General features: G+C 65.9%; 16 protein-coding genes and 1 pseudogene. 10 read left to right on the forward strand and 7 right to left on the reverse strand.

Going from position 1 to position 19,954, the window contains the following annotated elements; all coding sequences use genetic code 11:
* The first annotated feature begins 15 nt into the window (after positions 1-15).
* From EC845_RS00885 to EC845_RS00905, 5 genes are all read left to right on the forward strand, one after another.
* On the forward strand, positions 16-771 hold the full coding sequence (locus EC845_RS00885) for a YggS family pyridoxal phosphate-dependent enzyme (protein WP_370451219.1): 756 nt from the start codon (positions 16-18) through the stop codon (positions 769-771).
* 4 nt (positions 772-775) lie between these two features.
* A complete protein-coding gene (locus EC845_RS00890; RefSeq protein ID WP_123295347.1) occupies positions 776-2,041 on the forward strand; it encodes a patatin-like phospholipase family protein in 1,266 nt (421 codons plus the stop codon).
* 329 nt (positions 2,042-2,370) lie between these two features.
* On the forward strand, positions 2,371-3,357 hold the full coding sequence (corA, locus tag EC845_RS00895) for a magnesium/cobalt transporter CorA (protein ID WP_123295348.1): 987 nt from the start codon (positions 2,371-2,373) through the stop codon (positions 3,355-3,357).
* A 293-nt stretch (positions 3,358-3,650) separates the two neighbouring features.
* Complete coding sequence (locus EC845_RS00900) at positions 3,651-4,649, forward strand: tripartite tricarboxylate transporter substrate binding protein (RefSeq protein ID WP_123295349.1); 999 nt, start codon at positions 3,651-3,653, stop codon at positions 4,647-4,649.
* 716 nt (positions 4,650-5,365) lie between these two features.
* Positions 5,366-6,559, forward strand: coding sequence for a murein transglycosylase A (locus tag EC845_RS00905; protein WP_233597892.1), 1,194 nt, complete (start codon positions 5,366-5,368; stop codon positions 6,557-6,559).
* Positions 6,560-6,654: 95 nt separating this feature from the next.
* Here the strand turns inward: EC845_RS00905 and EC845_RS00910 are convergent, their stop codons facing one another.
* Complete coding sequence (locus EC845_RS00910; protein ID WP_123295351.1) at positions 6,655-7,122, reverse strand: Lrp/AsnC family transcriptional regulator; 468 nt, start codon at positions 7,120-7,122, stop codon at positions 6,655-6,657.
* 115 nt (positions 7,123-7,237) lie between these two features.
* Here EC845_RS00910 and EC845_RS00915 point away from each other — a divergent pair, with 115 nt between their 5' ends.
* The 5 genes and pseudogenes from EC845_RS00915 (at position 7,238) to purU (ending at position 15,438) form a co-directional block, all read left to right on the forward strand.
* Positions 7,238-10,834, forward strand: a complete 3,597-nt coding sequence (locus EC845_RS00915) for an indolepyruvate ferredoxin oxidoreductase family protein (RefSeq protein WP_123295352.1) — start codon at positions 7,238-7,240, stop codon at positions 10,832-10,834.
* A gap of 212 nt (positions 10,835-11,046) precedes the next feature.
* Positions 11,047-11,382, forward strand: a complete 336-nt coding sequence (gene yajC / locus EC845_RS00920; RefSeq protein ID WP_123295397.1) for a preprotein translocase subunit YajC — start codon at positions 11,047-11,049, stop codon at positions 11,380-11,382.
* A 177-nt stretch (positions 11,383-11,559) separates the two neighbouring features.
* Positions 11,560-13,440 (forward strand): annotated as a pseudogene (secD, locus tag EC845_RS00925) (protein translocase subunit SecD); the annotation flags it as partial.
* Between the two features lie 107 nt (positions 13,441-13,547).
* Complete coding sequence (gene secF, locus EC845_RS00930) at positions 13,548-14,501, forward strand: protein translocase subunit SecF (RefSeq protein WP_123295354.1); 954 nt, start codon at positions 13,548-13,550, stop codon at positions 14,499-14,501.
* An 88-nt stretch (positions 14,502-14,589) separates the two neighbouring features.
* Positions 14,590-15,438, forward strand: coding sequence for a formyltetrahydrofolate deformylase (gene purU / locus EC845_RS00935; RefSeq protein ID WP_123295355.1), 849 nt, complete (start codon positions 14,590-14,592; stop codon positions 15,436-15,438).
* Between the two features lie 34 nt (positions 15,439-15,472).
* On the opposite strand, the gene EC845_RS00940 is transcribed toward purU, so the two are convergent.
* The 6 genes from EC845_RS00940 to EC845_RS00965 form a co-directional block, all read right to left on the reverse strand.
* Positions 15,473-15,964, reverse strand: a complete 492-nt coding sequence (locus EC845_RS00940; protein ID WP_123295356.1) for a RidA family protein — start codon at positions 15,962-15,964, stop codon at positions 15,473-15,475.
* The gene (locus EC845_RS00945) at positions 15,961-16,434 is read right to left on the reverse strand and encodes a cupin domain-containing protein (protein ID WP_123295398.1); all 474 of its coding nucleotides are present in this window, start codon (positions 16,432-16,434) and stop codon (positions 15,961-15,963) included. The genes EC845_RS00940 and EC845_RS00945 overlap by 4 nt, the downstream gene beginning before the upstream one ends.
* 37 nt (positions 16,435-16,471) lie before the next feature.
* Positions 16,472-17,383 carry a glycine betaine ABC transporter substrate-binding protein gene (locus EC845_RS00950; RefSeq protein ID WP_233597893.1) on the reverse strand — a complete coding sequence of 304 codons (912 nt, stop codon included), beginning with the start codon at positions 17,381-17,383 and terminating at the stop codon, positions 16,472-16,474.
* Positions 17,384-17,493: 110 nt separating this feature from the next.
* Positions 17,494-18,327 (reverse strand): IclR family transcriptional regulator, encoded by an 834-nt coding sequence (locus tag EC845_RS00955; protein WP_158615575.1) that lies wholly within the window; start codon positions 18,325-18,327, stop codon positions 17,494-17,496.
* Between the two features lie 144 nt (positions 18,328-18,471).
* Positions 18,472-19,188, reverse strand: coding sequence for an ABC transporter ATP-binding protein (locus EC845_RS00960; protein WP_199739692.1), 717 nt, complete (start codon positions 19,186-19,188; stop codon positions 18,472-18,474).
* A complete protein-coding gene (locus tag EC845_RS00965) occupies positions 19,181-19,933 on the reverse strand; it encodes an ABC transporter ATP-binding protein (RefSeq protein ID WP_123295358.1) in 753 nt (250 codons plus the stop codon). The genes EC845_RS00960 and EC845_RS00965 overlap by 8 nt, the downstream gene beginning before the upstream one ends.
* Between the last annotated feature and the right edge of the window lie 21 nt (positions 19,934-19,954).

Consider the following 19,954-nt stretch of genomic DNA (forward strand, 5'->3'; position numbering starts at 1 on the left):
ATGAATCCCCCTGCCTTGACCACTCTTGCGCACGCTCTGACCGAAGTCCACCGGCGCATCGAAGAGGCCTGCCGATCTGCAGGCCGCGATCCGCACGGCGTCCAGTTGCTGGCCGTCTCCAAGACTTTCGGCGCCGATGCGGTCGCCGACGCACTGACCGCAGGGCAACTGGCCTTCGGCGAAAACTACGTGCAGGAAGGCTGCGACAAGATCGCCGCCCTGCGCGCCGGCTGCCACCCCCGCCGCGAGGACATCCAGTGGCACTGCATCGGCCCGATCCAGAGCAACAAGACCCGCCTGGTCGCCGAACACTTCGACTGGGTGCACACCATCGACCGGCTCAAGACCGCACAGCGCCTGTCCGACCAGCGGCCGGCCGACCGCCCCCCCCTCCAGGTCTGCCTGCAGGTCAACGTCGACGGCGGCGCCAACAAGTCGGGCGCGGCGCCGCAAGACATCCTGCCGCTGGCACGCGCGGTGGCCGGCCTGCCGCACCTGGTGCTGCGCGGCCTCATGAGCATTCCCGAACCGGTGGAAGGCCATGCGGCCCAGGTCGAACGCCATCGGCTGGCCAAGGCCGTCTTCGATTCGGTGGCTCTGGCGCTGCAGCAGGATCCGCCTGCTGGCGGTGGCCATCCCCCCCGATGGGACACGCTGTCCCTGGGCATGAGCGGCGACCTCGAAGCGGCCATCCAGGCCGGCAGCACGCTGGTGCGCGTCGGCACCGCCATCTTCGGCGGCCGCCCGCGGGCGGCTGGCACGCCGGCGTAACGCCATGGCAGAAGGTCCGGTTGCCGAGGCCGCCGCACGCACCCCGTGCGCCCTGGTGCTCATGGGCGGCGGTGCCCGCACGGCCTACCAGGCCGGCGTGCTGCACGAAGTGGCCCGCCTGCTGAGACACCGCGACCCGTTGCGCGCGGCACACCTCGCCCGCAACGCGCCGCTCGAACGGCCGCCCGCATCCCCCTTTCCATTCGGCATCCTGCTCGGCACGTCGGCAGGCGCCATCAACGCCGCCTTCCTGGCTTCGCGTGCCCATCAGGGCAGCCAGGCCCTGGTCCAGCTCGCCCGCTTCTGGCGCCATGTGCACTCCGAACAGGTCTACAGCCTGCGCACCTCGCCCTGGGTCCGCTGGAGCCGCATCGCCACCGCCTACAGCCTGGTCACGGAAGCCCGTCGTCAGGGTTCGTTCCTCGACAGCGCCCCGCTGGCCGGCACGCTCACGCGCTTGATCGACTTCGAACGCATCGGTGCCAACCTCGACTCGGGCCGCCTGCAGGCGCTGGGCGTGACGGCTTCCAGCTACGCCACGGGTGAGCACTGGACCTTTTTCCAGCAGGCGGCACACACGGTGCCCCAGGGTGAAATCGCGCCCGCGTCATGGTGGAGGTCCGGACGGCGCATCGTGCAACAGCGCCTGACGGCGCAGCACCTGCTGGCCTCGAGCGCCCTGCCCTTCCTGATGCCCGCCGTGGCGCTCAGCCCGCCCGCCCAGGACGAAGTCAGCCCTGCCACTTACTTCGGCGATGGCTCGATGCGGCAGATCGCCCCGCTGTCGGCCGCGCTCTACCAGGGCGCCGGCCGCATCCTGGTCATCGGCGTCGGCCAGCCGCAGCGTCCTCAACGGGCGGCAGCGGCCACACGGACCGGCCCGCCTTCGCTCGGCGCCGTGGCCGGGCACGCCATGGGCAGCGTATTCCACGACGCCCTCCAGGCCGACGTCGAACAGGCGCAGCGCATCAACCGGGCGCTCGCCCGGCTGCCGCAGGCTCAACGCGAACAGTGGCCTTACCGCCCGGTGCAGATCGTCCTGATGCAGCCCTCGCAATCGCTCGATGCCCTGGCCGAGCGGCACGTCCACGCGCTGCCTGCGGCCACGCGCCACACCCTGCAGGGATTGGGTGCCTTCCACGGTTCCGGCGCCGCACTGGCCAGCTACATGCTGTTCGAGCCGGCCTTCGTGAAGGCCCTCATGGCGCTCGGCGCCGACGACGCACGTGCCCGCCAGGACGAGTTGCTGGCCCTGCTGTCTCCCGCATGACCTCGCGCCGCAACGGAACCTCGCGCTCGCCCGCGACTCCTACACAACAGTCCCGACGCCGCCATGGCCGCCGGCGCCGGTTTCGGTGCCCGGCAGCGTGCAGCAGTGACATAATCCCGCCTGCCCGCCCCCGGCGCGGGCGCAGCCCGATGCGCGGCAACGCGTCGCGCCGCCCGATCCCCTTCAATCAGGAAAGCATTTTGGAAGCCAGTCCGAGTCCGAGTCGCTAGCTTCCGCGCCCCCGGCAAGGTGGTCGCGGAAGCAGCCTCGATCACCGCCACCCATCGTCCGGCAGGCCTTCGCCTGCCTTACCCTTGCCGGGAGTCCCCATGCTGAATATCTTTACCCTGGTCAACGGCCGCCTGTTCCAGGAAGAAATCGAATCGCTCGAAGAGCTGGCCCGTTTCAAGCCCATCTGGGTCGATCTGGAAAGCCCCTCCCCCGAGGAAATCCGCTGGATCCAGCAGCACTTCGGCGTCAACATCCCCGCCGACGCACTCGATGACGACATCGAGGAATCCGCCCGTTTCTACGAAGAAGACAACGGCGAACTGCACATCCGGTCCGACTTCCTGATCGACGACCATGAAACGCCGCGCTCGATCCGCGTGGCCTTCATCATGAATCTCTCCAACCCCGAGCTGCGCAGCAAGGGGGTGCTGTTCTCGGTCCACAAGGAAGACCTGCCGGTGTTCCGCCTGCTGCGCATGCGTGCACGCCGCATGCCCGGCCTGATCGAGGATGCCAAGGAAGTGCTGCTGGCGCTGTTCGACACCGACGCCGAGTACTCGGCCGACACGCTCGAGAACGTGCACGACGTGCTCGAGCAGGTCAGCGCCAGCGTGCTCAAGGGCAAGGTCAGCGACAGCCAGGCCGAAGCGGCCCTGGCGACCATCGCGCGTCAGGAAGACATCAACGGACGCATTCGCCGCAACCTGATGGACACTCGGCGCGCCCTGAGCTTCATGATGCGCAGCCGCATGCTCAACGCCGAGCAGTTCGAAGAGGCACGCCAGATCATGCGGGACATCGATTCGCTCGAATCCCACACCACCTTCCTGTTCGACAAGATCAACTTCCTGATGGACGCCTCCATCGGTTTTCTGAACATCAACCAGAACAAGGTCATCAAGATCTTCTCGGTGGCCAGCGTCGCGCTGCTGCCGCCGACCCTGATCGCCAGCGTCTACGGCATGAACTTCGCCAACATGCCCGAAACCCAGTGGCGCCTGGGCTACCCCTACGCCATCGTGCTGATGATCATGAGCGCGCTGCTGCCCCTGTGGTACTTCCGGCGACGCGGCTGGCTCGACTGAAGAGCGCAGGAAAAACCGGCAGCAGCCGGTTTTTTTACACCTCTACTTGTATGACATCGTAATCATTACCGGATTTGGGGTCCCCCTTCACACGTTGCTCCTATTGCAGGACTCAGACCCCTCGATTTACCGATGATCCTCGCGCTTGACCCCTAGGGTTAGCGCTAGGTTTGGGCCTCACGACCTGCATATACGATGACCGACATCAAGACGGGCGAGGTCGCATTCAAACGACCCGGCAGCACAGGCCGTGCCGCTCTCGTCGAGGGTTCATCAGAAACAGGAGACAGTCCATGTTCCACGCTTCCCGGCGCACCACCGTAGTCGCCAGCCTGGCATTCGCCGCCACCACGGCACTCGGCCTTGCCGCCGTGCCGACCGCCGCACAGGCTGCGGACGAATGGCCCACTCGCCCGGTCCGCATCATCGTGCCGTACACCCCCGGCGGCAGCTCGGACATCATTGCCCGCGCCGTATCCCAACCGCTGTCGCAGGCGCTGGGCCAGCCGGTGATCGTCGAGAACCGTGCCGGCGCCAACGGCAACATCGGAGCCGACCTGTCCGCCAAGGCCGCGCCGGACGGCTACACCTTCCTGCTGGCCGACCTCGGCTCGCTGGCGATCAGCCCCTCGGTCTACCCCAAGCTGCCCTTCGACCCCTCGAAGGATCTGCGCGGCGTCGCCATGCTGGCGTACTCGCCTCACCTGCTGGTCGTTCACCCCTCGGTCAAGGCCAACAACCTGCAGGAACTGCTCGCACTGGCCAAGAAGGACAACCTCAATTTCGCAGTCACGGCCACCGGCAGCGCCGCCCACCTGGCCGGCCTCGAGCTCGAGCGCCTGACCGGTGCGAACTGGGTCTATGTGCCTTACAAGGGCGGCTCGCAATCGGTGCAGGACACCGTCGCCGGCGTCACGCAGGTGCTGATGAACGGCATGCTGGCCACCTACCCGCACGTCAAGAACGGCAACCTCAAGCTCATCGGCATCTCGAAGGCCACCCGCATGCCGGTCATCCCCGAAGTGCCCACGCTGGCCGAGCAAGGCGCCAAGGGCTTCGAGAGCGGCAGCTGGCAGGGCGTGATGGCCCCGCGCGGCACGCCCGATGCCATCGTCAACCGCTTCAGCGCAGAACTGCTCAAGATCGTGAACTCGGCCGACATCAAGAGCCGCTTCGAAGCCCAGGGCGCAGAAGTCTCGCCGATGGAACCGGCCCAGATCGATCGGTTCTTCAACCAGGAACGCGCACGCTGGTCCAAGGTGGTCGAGGCCAACAACATCAAGCTCGAATAAGCCTGCCTCGCGTCGACGCCGCCCCCAGCGGGAGCGGCGCCCCATTCGACGAATCGCGCCAGCCCAGCGGCCGGATGTCCTGCGACATCCGGCTTCTTTTTTGCCGGTCCGGCAGGGATGCCTCGGCTTGAAAAACCGGTCTGGGCGAACGCGCGCGCGTGCGCTTCGGCCCCCTCGGCACACCGGCAATGAAGCTCTGTAGGACAACGCCGCAGCTTCAAAACCACCCCAAAAAAATCTGCAGAATAGTGCGTAGAGATCAAAGGCGACGGCTTGCAAACACAACGCGGAGCGGAATCAATTTTTCACAAATGAATTCAACTTCAGCGGAACTGTCCCAAACCCCGATGGTCTATCGGACTGGATCGCAAGACAAGATGCCCGATAGAAAAGCCTCTGTCTAACAACCTTCAAACGAGATGCCAATCATCCGTCATTGACCAGTTTCATTCACTGTTGTGTGGACTTCCGGGGCAACCCCGGATGGAATCCTGAGGTGCATTCCTCCTCCTCCCTCCCTCCCTCCTTCACGTCAGGGCGCCACACAACGGTTCTTTTATTCGCACGCACCAGGCCCTCAGGCCTGTGCGGCACACTCAAGCGGCACACGATGCCGCTTTTTTCTGGGCACGCCGTCACGTGTGAATGTCGTCCACCATCGCGCACAATCGACCCCCATGCACAGCACGCCGTTCACTCGTTCCGGAATCCTTCGTTTGTTTGCCACCGGCTTGAAGCCCGCCGTCTGCGGACGCCTTCTGGCAGGCGCCGTGGTCCTGATCCTGGCAGCCTGCGCCAGCAAGGCACCGCCGCCTCCCGAACTCGGAGGCGCCACGCCGCCCCTGGATCTGCCCTCCACCCTGCCTGCCGACGACGCGCCCCTGCCCCTTGCGATCAGCCAGCCCAAGAGCCAGTGGATACCCGTGCGCTGGAAGGACCTGCCCGGCTTTTCGAAAGACAGCCTGCACGAGGCCTGGAACGCCTGGATCAAGAGCTGCGAAAAACCGGCGCCCGCTCTTGCCTACACCTGCGAGAGCGTGCGTCACCTGAGCATCGCCACGCCCGAGCAACAGCGCACCTGGCTGATGACGTACTGGCAGCCTTATCGGATCGAACCGCTGCCCGGCCAGGCGGCCCCCGCCAACGGTCTCCTGACCGGCTATTTCGAACCCATCATCCCCGCCATGCGGCAGCCCGGCGGCGCGTTCACCATTCCCCTCTACACGCCGCCGGCCGGCCTGAGTTCGGGCAAGGCCTGGTTCACCCGCCAGCAGATCGACACCCAGCCCGCCGTGCAGGCCCAGCTCAAGGGCCGCGAGATCGCCTACCTCAACGACCCGATCGAAGCGCTCGTCCTGCACATCCAGGGCTCGGGCCGCCTGCGCATCACCGAGCCCGACGGCAGCCAGCGTATCGTGCGCGTGGCCTACGCCGCCAACAATGGTCAACCCTACCGCAGTGTCGGCAGCTGGTTGCTGTCGCAGCGCGCCATCACGGATGCCACCTGGCCCGGCATTCGCGCCTGGGTCGCGGCGAATCCCGATCGCATCAACGAAATGCTGTGGACCAACCCCCGGTACGTGTTTTTCCGCCAGGAGATCCTGGCGGGTGTCGATGCCTCTTTCGGACCGCGGGGTGCCCAGGGTGTGGAGCTGACGCCCGGCCGCTCGATCGCGGTTGACCGTCTCAGCATTCCGTACGGCACGCCGGTCTGGCTGGCCAGCCCCGGGCCAACGGTGCCGCTCGAACGGCTGGTGATGGCGCAGGACACCGGCAGCGCCATCCTGGGCGCCGTGCGTGCCGACTTCTTTGTGGGCTGGGGCCCGGATGCGGGCGATGTCGCCGGCACGCTCAAGCAGGACCTGCGCCTGTGGGCCCTCTGGCCACGCGGCAAGACACCGGGGCAATGACGTCACGCCCACGCGACCGCGCCGCAGCGGCGGCCGCGGCAGGGGCGATATCCGGCCGGCGCATGGCCCGTCCCCGGGCGAGCGCCTGACCGGTCTCAGTCGGCCAGGGGCAGTACCCCCGCCACCTTGATCTCGCCCAGCGAGAAACTGGTCTGCATGTCCTTGACGTGGGGCAGGTGGAACAGGTGATCGCGGGCGAACTGCGAAAACGCATCGAGATCGCGCGCCACCACCTGCAATTCGAAGGTGCCCGTGCCGCTGATGTAGTGGCAGGACATGACCTGCGGCAGCGCCTGGATGGCCCGCTCGAGATCCCGTACGGCCCCGCCGCTGATGCGCTCGGCATCCAGGCGCACGAAGGCCAGCACGCCCAGGTCGACCTTGCTGCGGTCGATGACGGCGCGGTAGCCGGTGATGATGCCTGCCTCTTCGAGGGCCCGTACACGGCGCCAGCAAGGCGCCGCGGACAAGCCGACGCGCTGCGCCAGCTCGGCATTGGTGAGCCGCGCGTTGACTTGCAGTTCTTTCAGGATGGCGAGGTCGTATCGGTCAAGTTTGTCCACAACGCATTATTTGCAGAAAAGATCTTTCCAAATCTAGGGAAAACACGGCGCATGAAAGAAAGGACATATCCGGAGGTCGGGCCTAGACTTTTTTGATACAAAAAGGAGACCCGCGATGAACGCTCCGCTGCCCGAATCCATCCGCCGTGCACTCGACCAGGTCACGCTCGACGACAAATACCGGCTCGAGCAAGGCCGGGCCTTCATGAGCGGTGTCCAGGCCCTGGTCAAGCTGCCCATGCTGCAGCGTGCCAGGGATGCCCAGGCCGGCAAAAACACCGCAGGCTTCATCAGCGGCTACCGGGGCTCGCCGCTCGGCGGCTACGACCAGGCTCTCTGGAAAGCCGCGCCCCACCTGCGCAGCCAGAACATCGTGTTCCAGCCCGGCGTGAACGAGGAGCTCGCAGCCACCGCCCTGTGGGGCACGCAGCAGCTCGGCTACGCCCCCGAGGGCAGCAACAAGTACGACGGCGTGTTCGGCATCTGGTACGGCAAGGGGCCGGGCGTCGACCGCTGCTCGGACGTCTTCAAACATGCCAACATGGCCGGCACCACCCCCTGGGGCGGCGTGATCGCCATCGCGGGCGACGATCACATTTCGAAGAGCAGCACCGCAGCCCACCAGAGCGACCACATCTTCAAGGCCTGCGGCTCGCCCGTTTTTTTTCCTTCCACGGTGCAGGAGATCCTCGACCTCGGGCTGCACGCCTTTGCCATGAGCCGTTACGCCGGCATCTGGTCGGCCGTCAAGACCATCCAGGAAATCGTCGAATCGTCGGCCACGGTCGAGATCGACCCCGATCGCGTGAAGATCCTCATGCCGGACGATTTCGACATGCCGCCCGGCGGCCTGCACATCCGCTGGCCCGACGCGCCCCTCGAGCAGGAAGCGCGCCTGATGCACTACAAGTGGTACGCCGCGCTCGCCTACGTCAGGGCCAACCGGCTCAACCGCAACGTCATCGAGGGCCCGCATGACCGGCTGGGGCTGATCGCCAGCGGCAAGGCCTACAACGACACCCGGCAGGCCCTGTTCGACCTGGGGCTGGACGACGACACCTGCAGGCGCATCGGTCTGCGCCTGCACAAAGTCGCCGTGGTGTGGCCGCTCGAGGCCAGCATCACCCGCGAGTTCGCGACCGGGCTGCAGGAGATCCTGGTCATCGAGGAAAAACGCCAGGTCATCGAATACCAGATCAAGGAAGAGCTCTACAACTGGCGGGCCGATGTGCGGCCCAACGTGCTGGGCAAGTTCAACGAGCTGCAGGGCGACTTCTCGGGCGGTGAATGGTCCATGCCCAATCCCACGGCCAACACGCTGCTGCGCGGCAACGCCGACCTGTCGCCCGCCCTGATCGCGCAGGCCGTCGCCGCGCGCTTGCGCAAGCTGGGCGTGGATGCCGACATCGCCGCCCGGCTCGACACCCGGCTGGCCCTCATCGAGGCCCAGGAACGCGCGCTCGAGACGCTCGAGGTGCAGGGCGAGCGCCCGCCCTGGTTCTGTTCCGGCTGCCCTCACAACACCTCCACCAAGGTGCCCGAGGGCTCGCGTGCGCTCGGCGGCATCGGCTGCCATTACATGGCCACCTGGATGGACCGCGCCACCCTCGGTTTCACGCAGATGGGCGGCGAAGGCGTGCCGTGGGTCGGCCAGCAGGCTTTCTCGAACGAACACCACGTCTTCGCCAACCTGGGCGACGGCACCTACTTCCACAGCGGCTTGCTGGCGATCCGGCAGGCGATTGCAGCCGGCGTCAACATCACCTACAAAGTCCTCTACAACGATGCCGTGGCCATGACCGGCGGCCAGCAGGTGGGCGAACGCCCCGAAGGCCATTCGGTTCTGCAGATCATGAACAGTCTGATCTCGGAAGGCGTGCGCAAGCTGGTCATCGTCAGCGACGACCCGGCCAAATACGCATCGGCCCCTCTTGCCGCCGGCGTGACGGTCCACCACCGCGACGAACTCGATCGCCTGCAGCGCGCATTCAGGGACATCGCCGGAACCACCATCATCATCTACGACCAGACCTGCGCCACCGAAAAGCGCCGCCGTCGCAAACGTGGGGAACTCGCCGATCCCGCCAAGCATATGGTCATCAACCCGCTGGTCTGCGAGGGCTGCGGAGACTGCAGCGTGCAGTCGAATTGCCTCTCCGTCGAACCGCTCGAAACCGAGTTCGGACGCAAGAGGACCATCAACCAGAGCACTTGCAACAAGGACTATTCGTGCGTCAACGGATTCTGCCCCAGCTTCGTTTCGGTCGAAGGCGGAAAGCCGCGCAAGCTGACGAGCCAACGCAAGGCCAGCCCTGATCAAGGACCTGAATTCCCCGAACCCACGATTCCCGACCTGGATCTTCAAAAGAGCTGGGGCATCGTCGTCGCCGGCGTGGGCGGTACGGGCGTCATCACCATCGGCCAGATCCTGGGCATGGCAGCCCACCTCGAAGGACGCGGAATCGTCACGCAGGATGCCGCCGGCCTGGCCCAGAAGGGCGGCGCGACCTGGAGCCACATCCTGCTCGGCGCCACGCAGGACGACATCCGCACCACCCGCGTCGGCATGGCCGGCGCAGCGCTCGTGATCGGTTGCGACCCGATCGTGGCCGCTCATCCGGAAACCCTGATGCGGGTCCGCGAGGGCCGGACCTTCGTCGCGCTCAACGGCCACTCGGCCCCCACGGCGGCGTTCGTCAAGGATCCGGCCTGGCGCAATCCGGGCGCGGCCTGCAGCCAGGAAATCGACCAGGTGGCCGGACAAGGACAGGTCGGCCACCTCGATGCCGATGCGATCGCCAGCAAACTCATGGGCGACAGCATCTATGCCAACCCCATCATGCTGGGTTATGCCTGGCAGCGTGGCTGGATTCCGCTGAGCCTGGCCACGCTGATACGGGCCATCGAACTCAACGGCGTGGCCGTCGAAGCCAACAAGACGGCATTCGCCTGGGGCCGGCGGGCGGCCATCGACCTCAGCGGGGTCTACAAACTCTGCGAGCCGACCCAGATCATTCCGCTGCAGGCCGTGCGCCAGCGACTGGCGGGCAGCCAGGGCTCGCTCGACGATGTCGTGGCGCGCCGCTACGAGTTCCTGCGCGGTTACCAGAACGAAGCCTATGCGCACCGCTACCGCACCTTCGTCCAGCAGGTGCACCGCATGGAAACACAGGCCGCGGCGGGCTCCTCGCAACTGGCGCTGGCCGTGGCACACACCCTCTTCAAGCTGATGGCCTACAAGGACGAGTACGAAGTGGCCCGCCTGCACAGCGATCCGGCGTTCCTGGCCCGCATCGCCGAGCAGTTCGAGGGCGACTACACGCTGGCCTTCCACCTGGCGCCGCCGCTGCTGTCGCGGCGAGACGATCAGGGCCGTCTGGTCAAGCGGCGCTTCGGCCGGGCGGTCCTGCCGCTGTTCCGGCTGCTGGCGCGGTCGCGTGGCCTGCGCGGTACGCCGTTCGATCCCTTCGGCTGGCAGGCCGAGCGGCGCGAGGAGCGGGCCCTGGTCGAAGAGTACCGGCGCAACGTCGAGGGCCTGCTGCCCCGGCTGGCCGCCGGCAACCTCGCCGCAGCCGCCGAACTGGCCCGGGCACCCGACGCGATTCGGGGTTACGGCCACGTCAAACAACGCAACCTGGCGGCCTTCCGCGAGCGGTGGGATCGGCTGACCGCCGACTTCGATCGTCCGATCACTCCCAAAAAGGCAGCGTGATCATCAGATAGGACGCTGATTTTCAGCCATTCAAGACTCCCCCTGAATAGCCCGGGAAAGACCGCAGGCCCGGCGCCACACCCAGCACACCGGCGCCGCTTACAATTTATGGTTCGGCCCCGACCGGGGTCGAGGGTCGGCTGGCGGTTTTTTCCTGCAGCGCCGCTGCCGATTCCGCCTCGCCAACGACTATTTTTGTGGAGTCTTACACCGTGTTCATTTCTTCCGCCTACGCCCAGACCGCTCCCGCCGCCGCAGAAGCCAGCGGCGGCATCATGGGATCCCTGGGCAGCATGCTGCCGCTGGTGCTGATGTTTGTGGTGCTGTACTTCATCATGATCCGCCCCCAGATGAAGCGCCAGAAAGAACACCGCGCCATGATCGAGGCCCTCGCCAAGGGCGACGAGGTCGTGACCACCGGCGGTATCTTCGGCCGCGTCACCGCCATCGGCGAAGGCCAGCTGACCATCGAGATCTCTTCCGGTGTGGAAGTGCAGATCCAGCGCGGCGCCGTGACCCAGGTCCTGCCCAAGGGTTCGGTCAAGTAAGTTGTCCTCCGGCGGGGCCTCCTGAGCCCCGCAGCCTGCGCCGCGCTGCACAGCCAATACTCCACAACGGCAACGCGCAGTGCCATCTCCGGACCTCCCCTCCGCCACCCGGCGCAGAGGTCCCGGCCGGGCATTCAGCCCGGCCTTTGCTTTGTTCAACGTCAGGACAACACGGTCATGAATCGTTATCCGATCTGGAAGTACCTGGTCATCGTGGTCGCACTGCTCGTCGGTGTGCTCTATACGCTGCCCAATTTCTATGGCGAGGCGCCCGCCGTGCAGGTTTCCAGCGCCAAACCGACCGCCCCGGTCGACACAGCCACGCTGCAACGGGTCGAGCAGGTGCTGAGCCAGGCCGGCATCACGGCCGAGCAGATCACGCTCGACAGCGGTTCGATCCGCGCCCGGTTCACCGATACCGACACCCAACTGCGCGCGCGCGACCTGATCCAGAACAGCCTGGTGCCCCAGGCCGATGATCCGGCTTACGTGGTCGCACTCAATCTGCTGTCGCGTTCGCCGGAGTGGCTGACCGCCATCGGCGCCCACCCCATGTATCTGGGCCTGGATCTGCGCGGCGGCGTGCATTTCATGCTGCAGATCGACATGCAGTCGGCACTCGCCAAGCGGGCCGAAGCCCTCACCGGCGACCTGCGCACCCTGCTGCGCGACAAGAACATCCGCCACAGCGGCATCAGCCGCAACAACCTCGGCATCGAGGTCTCGGTCCGCGACGAAGCCACGCTCAACGCCGTGCGCGACGTGATCGACCAGCAGTTGCCCGACCTCGCCTACACCACCGCGGCGGACGGCGGCGCCTACAAGCTGAGCGCCACCATCAAGCCGCAGGCGGCACGCAGCGTGCAGGATCTCGCGCTCAAGCAAAACATGACCACGCTGCACAACCGGATCAACGAACTCGGCGTGGCCGAGCCGGTGATCCAGCAGCAGGGCCTCGACCGCATCGTCGTCCAGCTCCCCGGCGTGCAGGACACGGCCAAAGCCAAGGACATCCTCGGCCGCACCGCCACGCTCGAAATGCGCATGGTCGACGAAAGCAGTGCCGCCCGTGCCGCGGAAGCCGGCGGCGGCCCCGTGCCCTTCGGCAGCGAACGTTACCTCGATCGCAACGGCACGCCCGTGATCGTGCAGCGCCAGGTCATCCTGACCGGCGAGAACCTGACCGATGCCCAGCCCAGCTTCGACCAGCAGACCAACGAAGCCGTGGTCTCCCTGACGCTCGACGCCCAGGGTTCGCGGGTCTTCCGCGACCTCACCCGCCAGAATGTCGGCAAGCGCATGGCCCTGCTGCTGTTCGAAAAGGGCAAGGGCGAAGTCGTGACCGCCCCGGTGATCCGCGGCGAGATCGGCGGCGGACGCGTGCAGATCTCCGGCGCGATGACCACCCAGGAAGCCAACGACACCGCCCTGCTGCTGCGTGCCGGTTCGCTGGCCGCTCCCATGGAAATCATCGAGGAACGCACGGTCGGCCCCAGCCTGGGTGCCGAGAACATCGCCAAGGGCTTCCACAGCGTGCTGTGGGGCTTCGTGGCCATCCTGGTGTTCATGAGCCTGTACTACATGCTGTTCGGGCTGTTCTCGAGCGTGGCCATGGCCGTCAACCTGCTGCTGCTGGTGGCCATCCTGTCCCTGCTGCAAGCCACCCTGACCCTGCCCGGCATCGCCGCCATGGCGCTGGCTCTGGGCATGGCGATCGACTCGAACGTGCTGATCAACGAGCGCATCCGCGAGGAACTGCGTGCGGGCGCCTCGCCGCAAGCCGCCATTCACGCCGGCTTCGATCGCGCCTGGGCCACCATTCTCGACTCCAACATCACGACGCTGATTGCCGCGCTGGCGCTGCTGGCCTTCGGCTCCGGCCCGGTGCGCGGCTTCGCCGTGGTGCACTCCATCGGCATCGTGACCTCCATGTTCTCGGCGGTGTTCTTCATGCGCGGCCTGGTCAACCTCTGGTACGGACGCCAGCGCAAGCTCAAGAGCGTGTCCATCGGCCAGATCTGGAAGGCCGAAGGCCAGACCAGCGTGGCCGGACGCGGAACCTTCCAATCCGACGACGATGACGAAACGCCTGCAACGGCTGCCGGCATCCCGTCCAAGCCGGCCCGCCTGGCCGGCAAGACCAAGTAACGAAAGGAAGGACGATCATGGAATTCTTCCGCATCAAAAAAGACATCCCCTTCATGAAACACGCGTTGATCCTCAACGCGATTTCACTGATCACCTTTGTGCTGGCCGTCTTTTTCCTCGTGACGCGCGGCCTGCACCTGTCGGTGGAATTCACCGGCGGCACGGTGATGGAGGTCAACTACACCCAGTCGGCCGACCTCGGCAAGGTCCGGCAAGTCGTCAGCGGCCTGGGCTATGCCGACGACGTGCTGGTGCAGAACTTCGGAACCTCGCAAGACGTGATGATCCGCCTGCCCGTCAAGGCCGGCCAGACTTCCGCACAGCAGAGCGAGCTGGTGCTGAGCGCGCTGAAGACGGCAGACCCCGGCGTCAGCCTGCGCCGCACCGAGTTCGTCGGACCGCAGGTGGGCGAGGAGCTGGTCCACAACGGCCTGCTGGCCCTGCTGATGGTGGTGATCGGCATCTCGCTTTACCTGGCTTTCCGCTTCGAGTGGAAATTCGGTATCGCGGCGATCATCGCCAACCTGCACGACATCGTCATCATCCTGGGGTTCTTCGCTTTCTTCCAGTGGGAGTTCTCGCTGGCGGTGCTGGCGGCCATCCTCGCGGTACTGGGCTACTCGGTCAACGAGTCGGTGGTGATCTTCGACCGGATCCGGGAGGCCTTCCGCAAGTTCCGCAAGATGGACACGCCGCAGGTGATCAACCACGCCATCACCAGCACCATGAGCCGGACGATCATCACCCACGCCTCGACCGAGGCCATGGTGCTGTCGATGTTCTTTTTCGGTGGACCGACGCTGCACTATTTCTCGCTGGCCCTGACCATCGGCATCGTGTTCGGCATCTACTCCTCGGTGTTCGTTTCTGCGGCGCTGGCCATGTGGCTGGGCGTCAAGCGCGAAGACCTGGTGAAGAACAACGGCAAGAAGATCGACCCCAACGACCCCCACTCGGGCGCGGTCGTCTGACCTTCACCCCGTGGATTCCTGGCGCCGCACCGCACGGTGCGCCGCCAGGGCCAGCGCTTTTTTCAGGCATCCTTTGACCCTCTGCCCCATGACTTCTTCGTTCATCCTCACCCTGGCCTGCCCGGACCGCACGGGCATCGTGCATGCCGTTTCCGGTTTTCTGCTCGAGCGGGGCGGCAACATCGAAGAAGCCGCGCAGTACAACGACACGGGCACGGGTCTGTTCTTCATGCGCGTGCAGTTTGCCTGCACCGACATCGACCATGCGACGCTCAAGGCCCAGCTCACGCCGCTGGCCGAGGAATTCAAGATGCGCTGGGCCCTGCACAACCGTGCCGAGCCCATGAAGACCGTGATCATGGTCAGCCGCCAGGGACATTGCCTCAACGACCTGCTGTTCCGCTTCAAGAGCGGCCTGCTGCCCATCGACATCCGGGCCATCATCAGCAACCACCGCGACTTCTACCAGTTGGCCGCGAGCTACAACATCCCTTTCCACCACGTGCCCGTGACGGCGGCCATCAAGGCGCAGGCCGAAGCGCGGCAGTTCGAGATCATCGAAGCCGAAGGTGCCGAACTGGTCGTGCTGGCGCGCTACATGCAAGTGCTGTCCAACGACCTCTGCGTCAAGCTGGCGGGCCGGGCCATCAACATCCACCACAGCTTCCTGCCCAGCTTCAAGGGTGCCAAGCCCTACTACCAGGCCCATGACCGCGGTGTGAAGCTGATCGGCGCCACCGCCCATTACGTCACCGCCGACCTCGACGAAGGCCCGATCATCGAGCAGGATGTGGCCCGCGCCGATCACACCGCCACCGTCGAAGACCTGACCGCCCGCGGCCAGGACACCGAAAGCCAGGTCCTTGCCCGTGCCGTGAAATGGCACAGCGAACACCGGGTGCTGCTCAACGGTCACAAGACGGTGGTGTTCAAGTAAGGGCTGCGCCGGCGGCCTGCGCCGCACGGGCCGACTATCCCACCTCGGCCATCACGTAGATCAGGACCGGCGAATCGAGGGCGGTCTGATAAAGGCCCAACGCCGAACGGGTATGCCGCCCCGAGGCGCCCAGCACCTCGTTGAACAGATCGGAGGCGCCGTCCAGCACGGTCGCATGATCGTGAAAACCTTCGCCGGTCTGAAGATGTCCATCGATGCGGACGATCTGCCGGATGCGGGTCAGATCGCCGACGGCATGCTTCAACTGGGCCAGCGCACTCAAGGCGGCCAATTGCGCACAGGCGTAGCCCTGCTCGACCGACAGCCCTCCCGCTCCCCCGATCCGGCCGGTGTACGCGAGGTGACCATACACCCCGTCGCGCCATGGAAACTGGCCCGAGGTATGAATCACGTTGCCCACGCGCAGCCACGGGGCATATTGACCGACGGCCTGCGGCGCAGCGCCCAGAGTCAGCCCCATTCTGGCCAGCCGGGCTTCCGGCAGCGAATTCGACGATTCGGTCATGAGCACACCTCCATGCGGGTATTCGGGGCGCTCGGCCGGCTGGCCGGCTCCACAGACGCCTTCTCGACAAATTCGACCGTGATGAAACTCAGCGGTGCATCTCCCACGTTGTGCAGGTCATGCACGAGATACTCGCCGGGCGCAAACGCCACATGCCGCGTCTGTCCCTGGCTGTAGACGACCCGGCGGGTCCGGCCATCGTGGCTGTGCTGAATGCTGCGTCCCTCGCAGAGAGCCGTCCAGAAGTAGTCGCTGTCGTGCCGGTGGAAGCCGATGCGCTCGCCGGGCTGCAGCACGATGGACCAGACCTTCACACGCTCGGATGCACTGAGCAGTTTCTGGCCGACCTGGGTGTTCGCCATGCCGTGCAGCAGCTCGTCCCGGAGGGCGTCGCTCCAGCCCTCGAAGTTTTCACCCATCAGGATCTCGTCCGGTGGAGGCACCGGGACATTCTTTGCGGTTTGCAACATCGTTTTCTCCTTGTCGTTGAACACCCAACACACTCGATCAACCCCAGGCCGCCACGGTGGCGGGGTTCTCATCCATCCATTGCCGGGCGGCATCCAGAGCGGACCGGCCGTCGCGCGCCATGCGGTCGTCGAGATTCGCCACCACGGCGTTGCCCAGCCTCATGCGCTGCAGGGTGGCCAGCGTGCGCTCGGGCAGCAAGGGCAAGGCGGCCCGGCGCACCACCAGCGTCGCGGCGTCCTTGCCGCGCAGCAGGCCGTGGGGCTCAGCCAGCTCGCGGATGCGGTAGCGGTTGTGCAGATACTGCGGGTGCCATAGGGGCACCACGGCCCAGCGCCCCTGCGCGACGGCCTGCTCGAAGGCATCGGTGCAGTCTTTCAAAGATCCGTTGCGGAACATGTAGCCTGCGGCATCCAGGCCGTAGCGCGCGAAGATCTCACGCGAAAACCGGCTGATACCGGCGCCCGGACCGATGCCCTGGATCAGGGGGTTCATGCGGGCGACGACTTCGGGCTTGAGCAGATCGGCCACTTCACGCACGTCGGACTCGGGCACGGTATCCGGTACGCCCCACAGCGCATAAGGCTCGTAGAGCGCCCCCAGCTTGACGAGATCGGTCTCGTACGGACGGATGTACTCGCCATGGCTGCCCGGCAGCCATGCGGAGACGGCCATGTCGATACGGCCCTCGCCCAGCATCCGGTAGATCTGTTCATGGGGCGCCTGGACGACGGAATGCGCGACGCCGTCGCGCATGAGAATGCGGCGCACGACCCCGGCGCTGGCGGCGTGGAAACTCAGCGCGATCTCCCCCAGCACCAGCGGCCTGCTGGCGACAGCCAGGCCGGGCTGCAGGCTCTGGGCATGCGCCACGGACGTCAGGCCGGCGGCCATGCCGGTCAACAGCAGACGGCGGCGGCGATCGATACGAGCGACAACGACGGGAGACATGGTGATTCCTTGCAAGATCCTGTTCGAGAGAGACTTCACGATAGGCGCACGCGGCCATGGCGACCCCCGACCCGTTGAGCAATGCGCAACGGCCCGCAGGTCGCGGGTAATCACCGAGTCGTCGGCCGCGTCGTGGTCAACAGGGTGGACAGGGCCCGTGCGGCCTCGCGTACCGCCGCCACGCAGACATGCTGGCCACGGATGCCCTGCGGATGCAAGGGCGCCCGCATCGAAATGCCGATCGAGGCCATCGGGTAACCGCTGTTGTCGAGGACCGGCGAGGCGACGCAGCCGATGTCGGGGTTGTTCTCGCGGTCGTCGAACGCCACACGATCGCGGCGTATGCTCCGGAGCTCCACATGCAGTTGCTCGGACGAGGTCAAGGTGCGCGGCGTCCGGGCGTGCCACCCCATGCGTGTGACGACTCGCTGGAGGATCACGATGGGCAGAAACGCCACGATGGCCTTGCCGACGGCAGAACAGTAGAGGGGCTCCCAGTCGCCGGGCGTCTGCCGCACGGAGGCCGGCGCCTCGGCTTCCTTGACTTCGACCAGGACGACGCGGTCGTCACGCAGAACCGCCAGATGCGCGGTATGCCCCGTCACGCGGCGCAAGTGGCGCAGATGCGGTCGAGCCAGCTCCAGCATCTTCCGGCTGGCATCCGACCCCTGCGTCCACAGCGCCACACGCTCACCGGCCCCGTAGGTGCGCGTCACGGGGTCGCGGACCAGGACTTCGTGGCGCAACAAGGTCGCGAGAAAACGCGAGGCCGAGCTCTTGTCGATGCCCATCGCGTCTGCGACCTGCTGCAGGCGGGGCCGTTCGGGCGCCCGCAGCACCCAGTCGAGAATCGCCAATCCCTTGTCGAAAGACTTGATGAGCACGGGAGACGTTGCGGTCTTCACGCCGGGTCGCCACGGGGTCGCGGCGGGCGAAGTGTTCAAGGAATGGACCATGATGGAATCGGAAAACACCGGAAGCAGGTTGTGGATCTGATGCCCAGTGGATCACAATGAACTTTCCGATTCCAGCCACCGAATGCCTTCACGACTTTCACATCGATCCAGCCGTTATCCCTTTCGGTTGGATCACTGATTTTCGGCCAGCCCGAGATAACGCTCCTGTGCAGCCATGTCCTGCGCGAAGACTTCGACCCGGGCCTCGTGTTCGATGCGTCCGGACACCATGACCGCCACGCGATCGGCGACCCGCAGCGCCATCCCCAGGTTCTGTTCGACCAGCAGCAACGTCATGCCGTCTTCCGCCATCAACTGCTGCATCAGCGTGACCCACTGCTCGACGACCAGAGGCGAAAGGCCTTCGGACGGTTCATCCAGAATGAGCAAGGTAGGCAGCCTGAGCAAGGCCCGGGCAAATGCCAGCATCTGCTGTTCTCCGCCCGACAGCTTCGAGGCCCCGCTGCGGCGCCGCTCGGCCAGACGGGGGAAAGCCTCGTAGACACGCGGAACCGTCCAGCGGCCTGTCCGGCTCTTCTCGGCCAGGAAAAGATGCTGCTCGACCGTGAGCGAAGGCCACAGCCGCCGCCCCTGCGGCACGATGGCCACGCCTCGTCGTTCCATCTCGTGCGGTGCACATGCCGAGACCTCTTCTCCACGCAGGAACATCGAGCCTTCGCATGCCCGGGCCATGCCCATCACCGCATGACACAGCGTGGACTTGCCCACGCCATTGCGTCCCACCAGAGCCAGGCACCCGCCGGCGACATCGAGATCGACGCCGTGCAGGATGCGGGTCTGGCCCATTTGCACCTTCAGCCCGGCCAGGCGCAGCAGCGGATCAGCCATGTGCGGCTCCCAGGTAGATGTCGCGCACGACCGGGTTGGAGCGGATATCCTGCGGGAAGCCCTCGGCGACCACACGACCGTCGCGCATCACCGTCACCGAGTCGGCCAAGGCCAACGCGATATCCATGTCGTGCTCGATCATCAGCACGGTCATCTCGCGCGGCAGATCCCGAATCAATTGCCGCAGCATGGGCCTGTCGCCCGGCGACAGGCCTGCGGCGGGTTCGTCGAGCAAGAGCAGCCGAGGCCGCTGGATCAATGCCATGCCGACCTCGAGCTGCCTGCGCTGGCCATGGGACAACAGCCCGGCCGGGCATTCCAGCGCCGCCGCCAGCCCCACCCGCTCGGCATAGCGGCAGGTGTCCCGCTGCGACTGCGCAGTTCCCGCCGGTGCGTGGATGCGCCACTGCCGCCCCTGCGTACCGGACCGCGCCAGATCCAGGTTCTGCCGCACGCTCAGGCTTTCGAACAGCAACGACGACTGGAAGGAGCGTGCGATCCCCATGCGGGCACGCCGATGCACGGATGTCCGTCCCAGCAAGCGGCCGAACAATCGCATGCGCCCTTCCGTCGCCTGGATCTCGCCCGCGATGAGATTGAACAGCGTGGTCTTGCCGGCCCCATTGGTGCCCAGCAGCGCACGGCGCTCTCCTTGTTCGACCCGCATGTCCACACCGTCGATCGCACGGATCGACCCGAAGCGCTTGACGATGCGCTGTAATTCCAGAGCCGGCTCGCCTGTCATGGGTTCCTTCGAAGGGGTTGA

This window comes from Comamonas sp. BIGb0124, assembly GCF_003752175.1.
Classification (GTDB): domain Bacteria; phylum Pseudomonadota; class Gammaproteobacteria; order Burkholderiales; family Burkholderiaceae_C; genus Comamonas_F.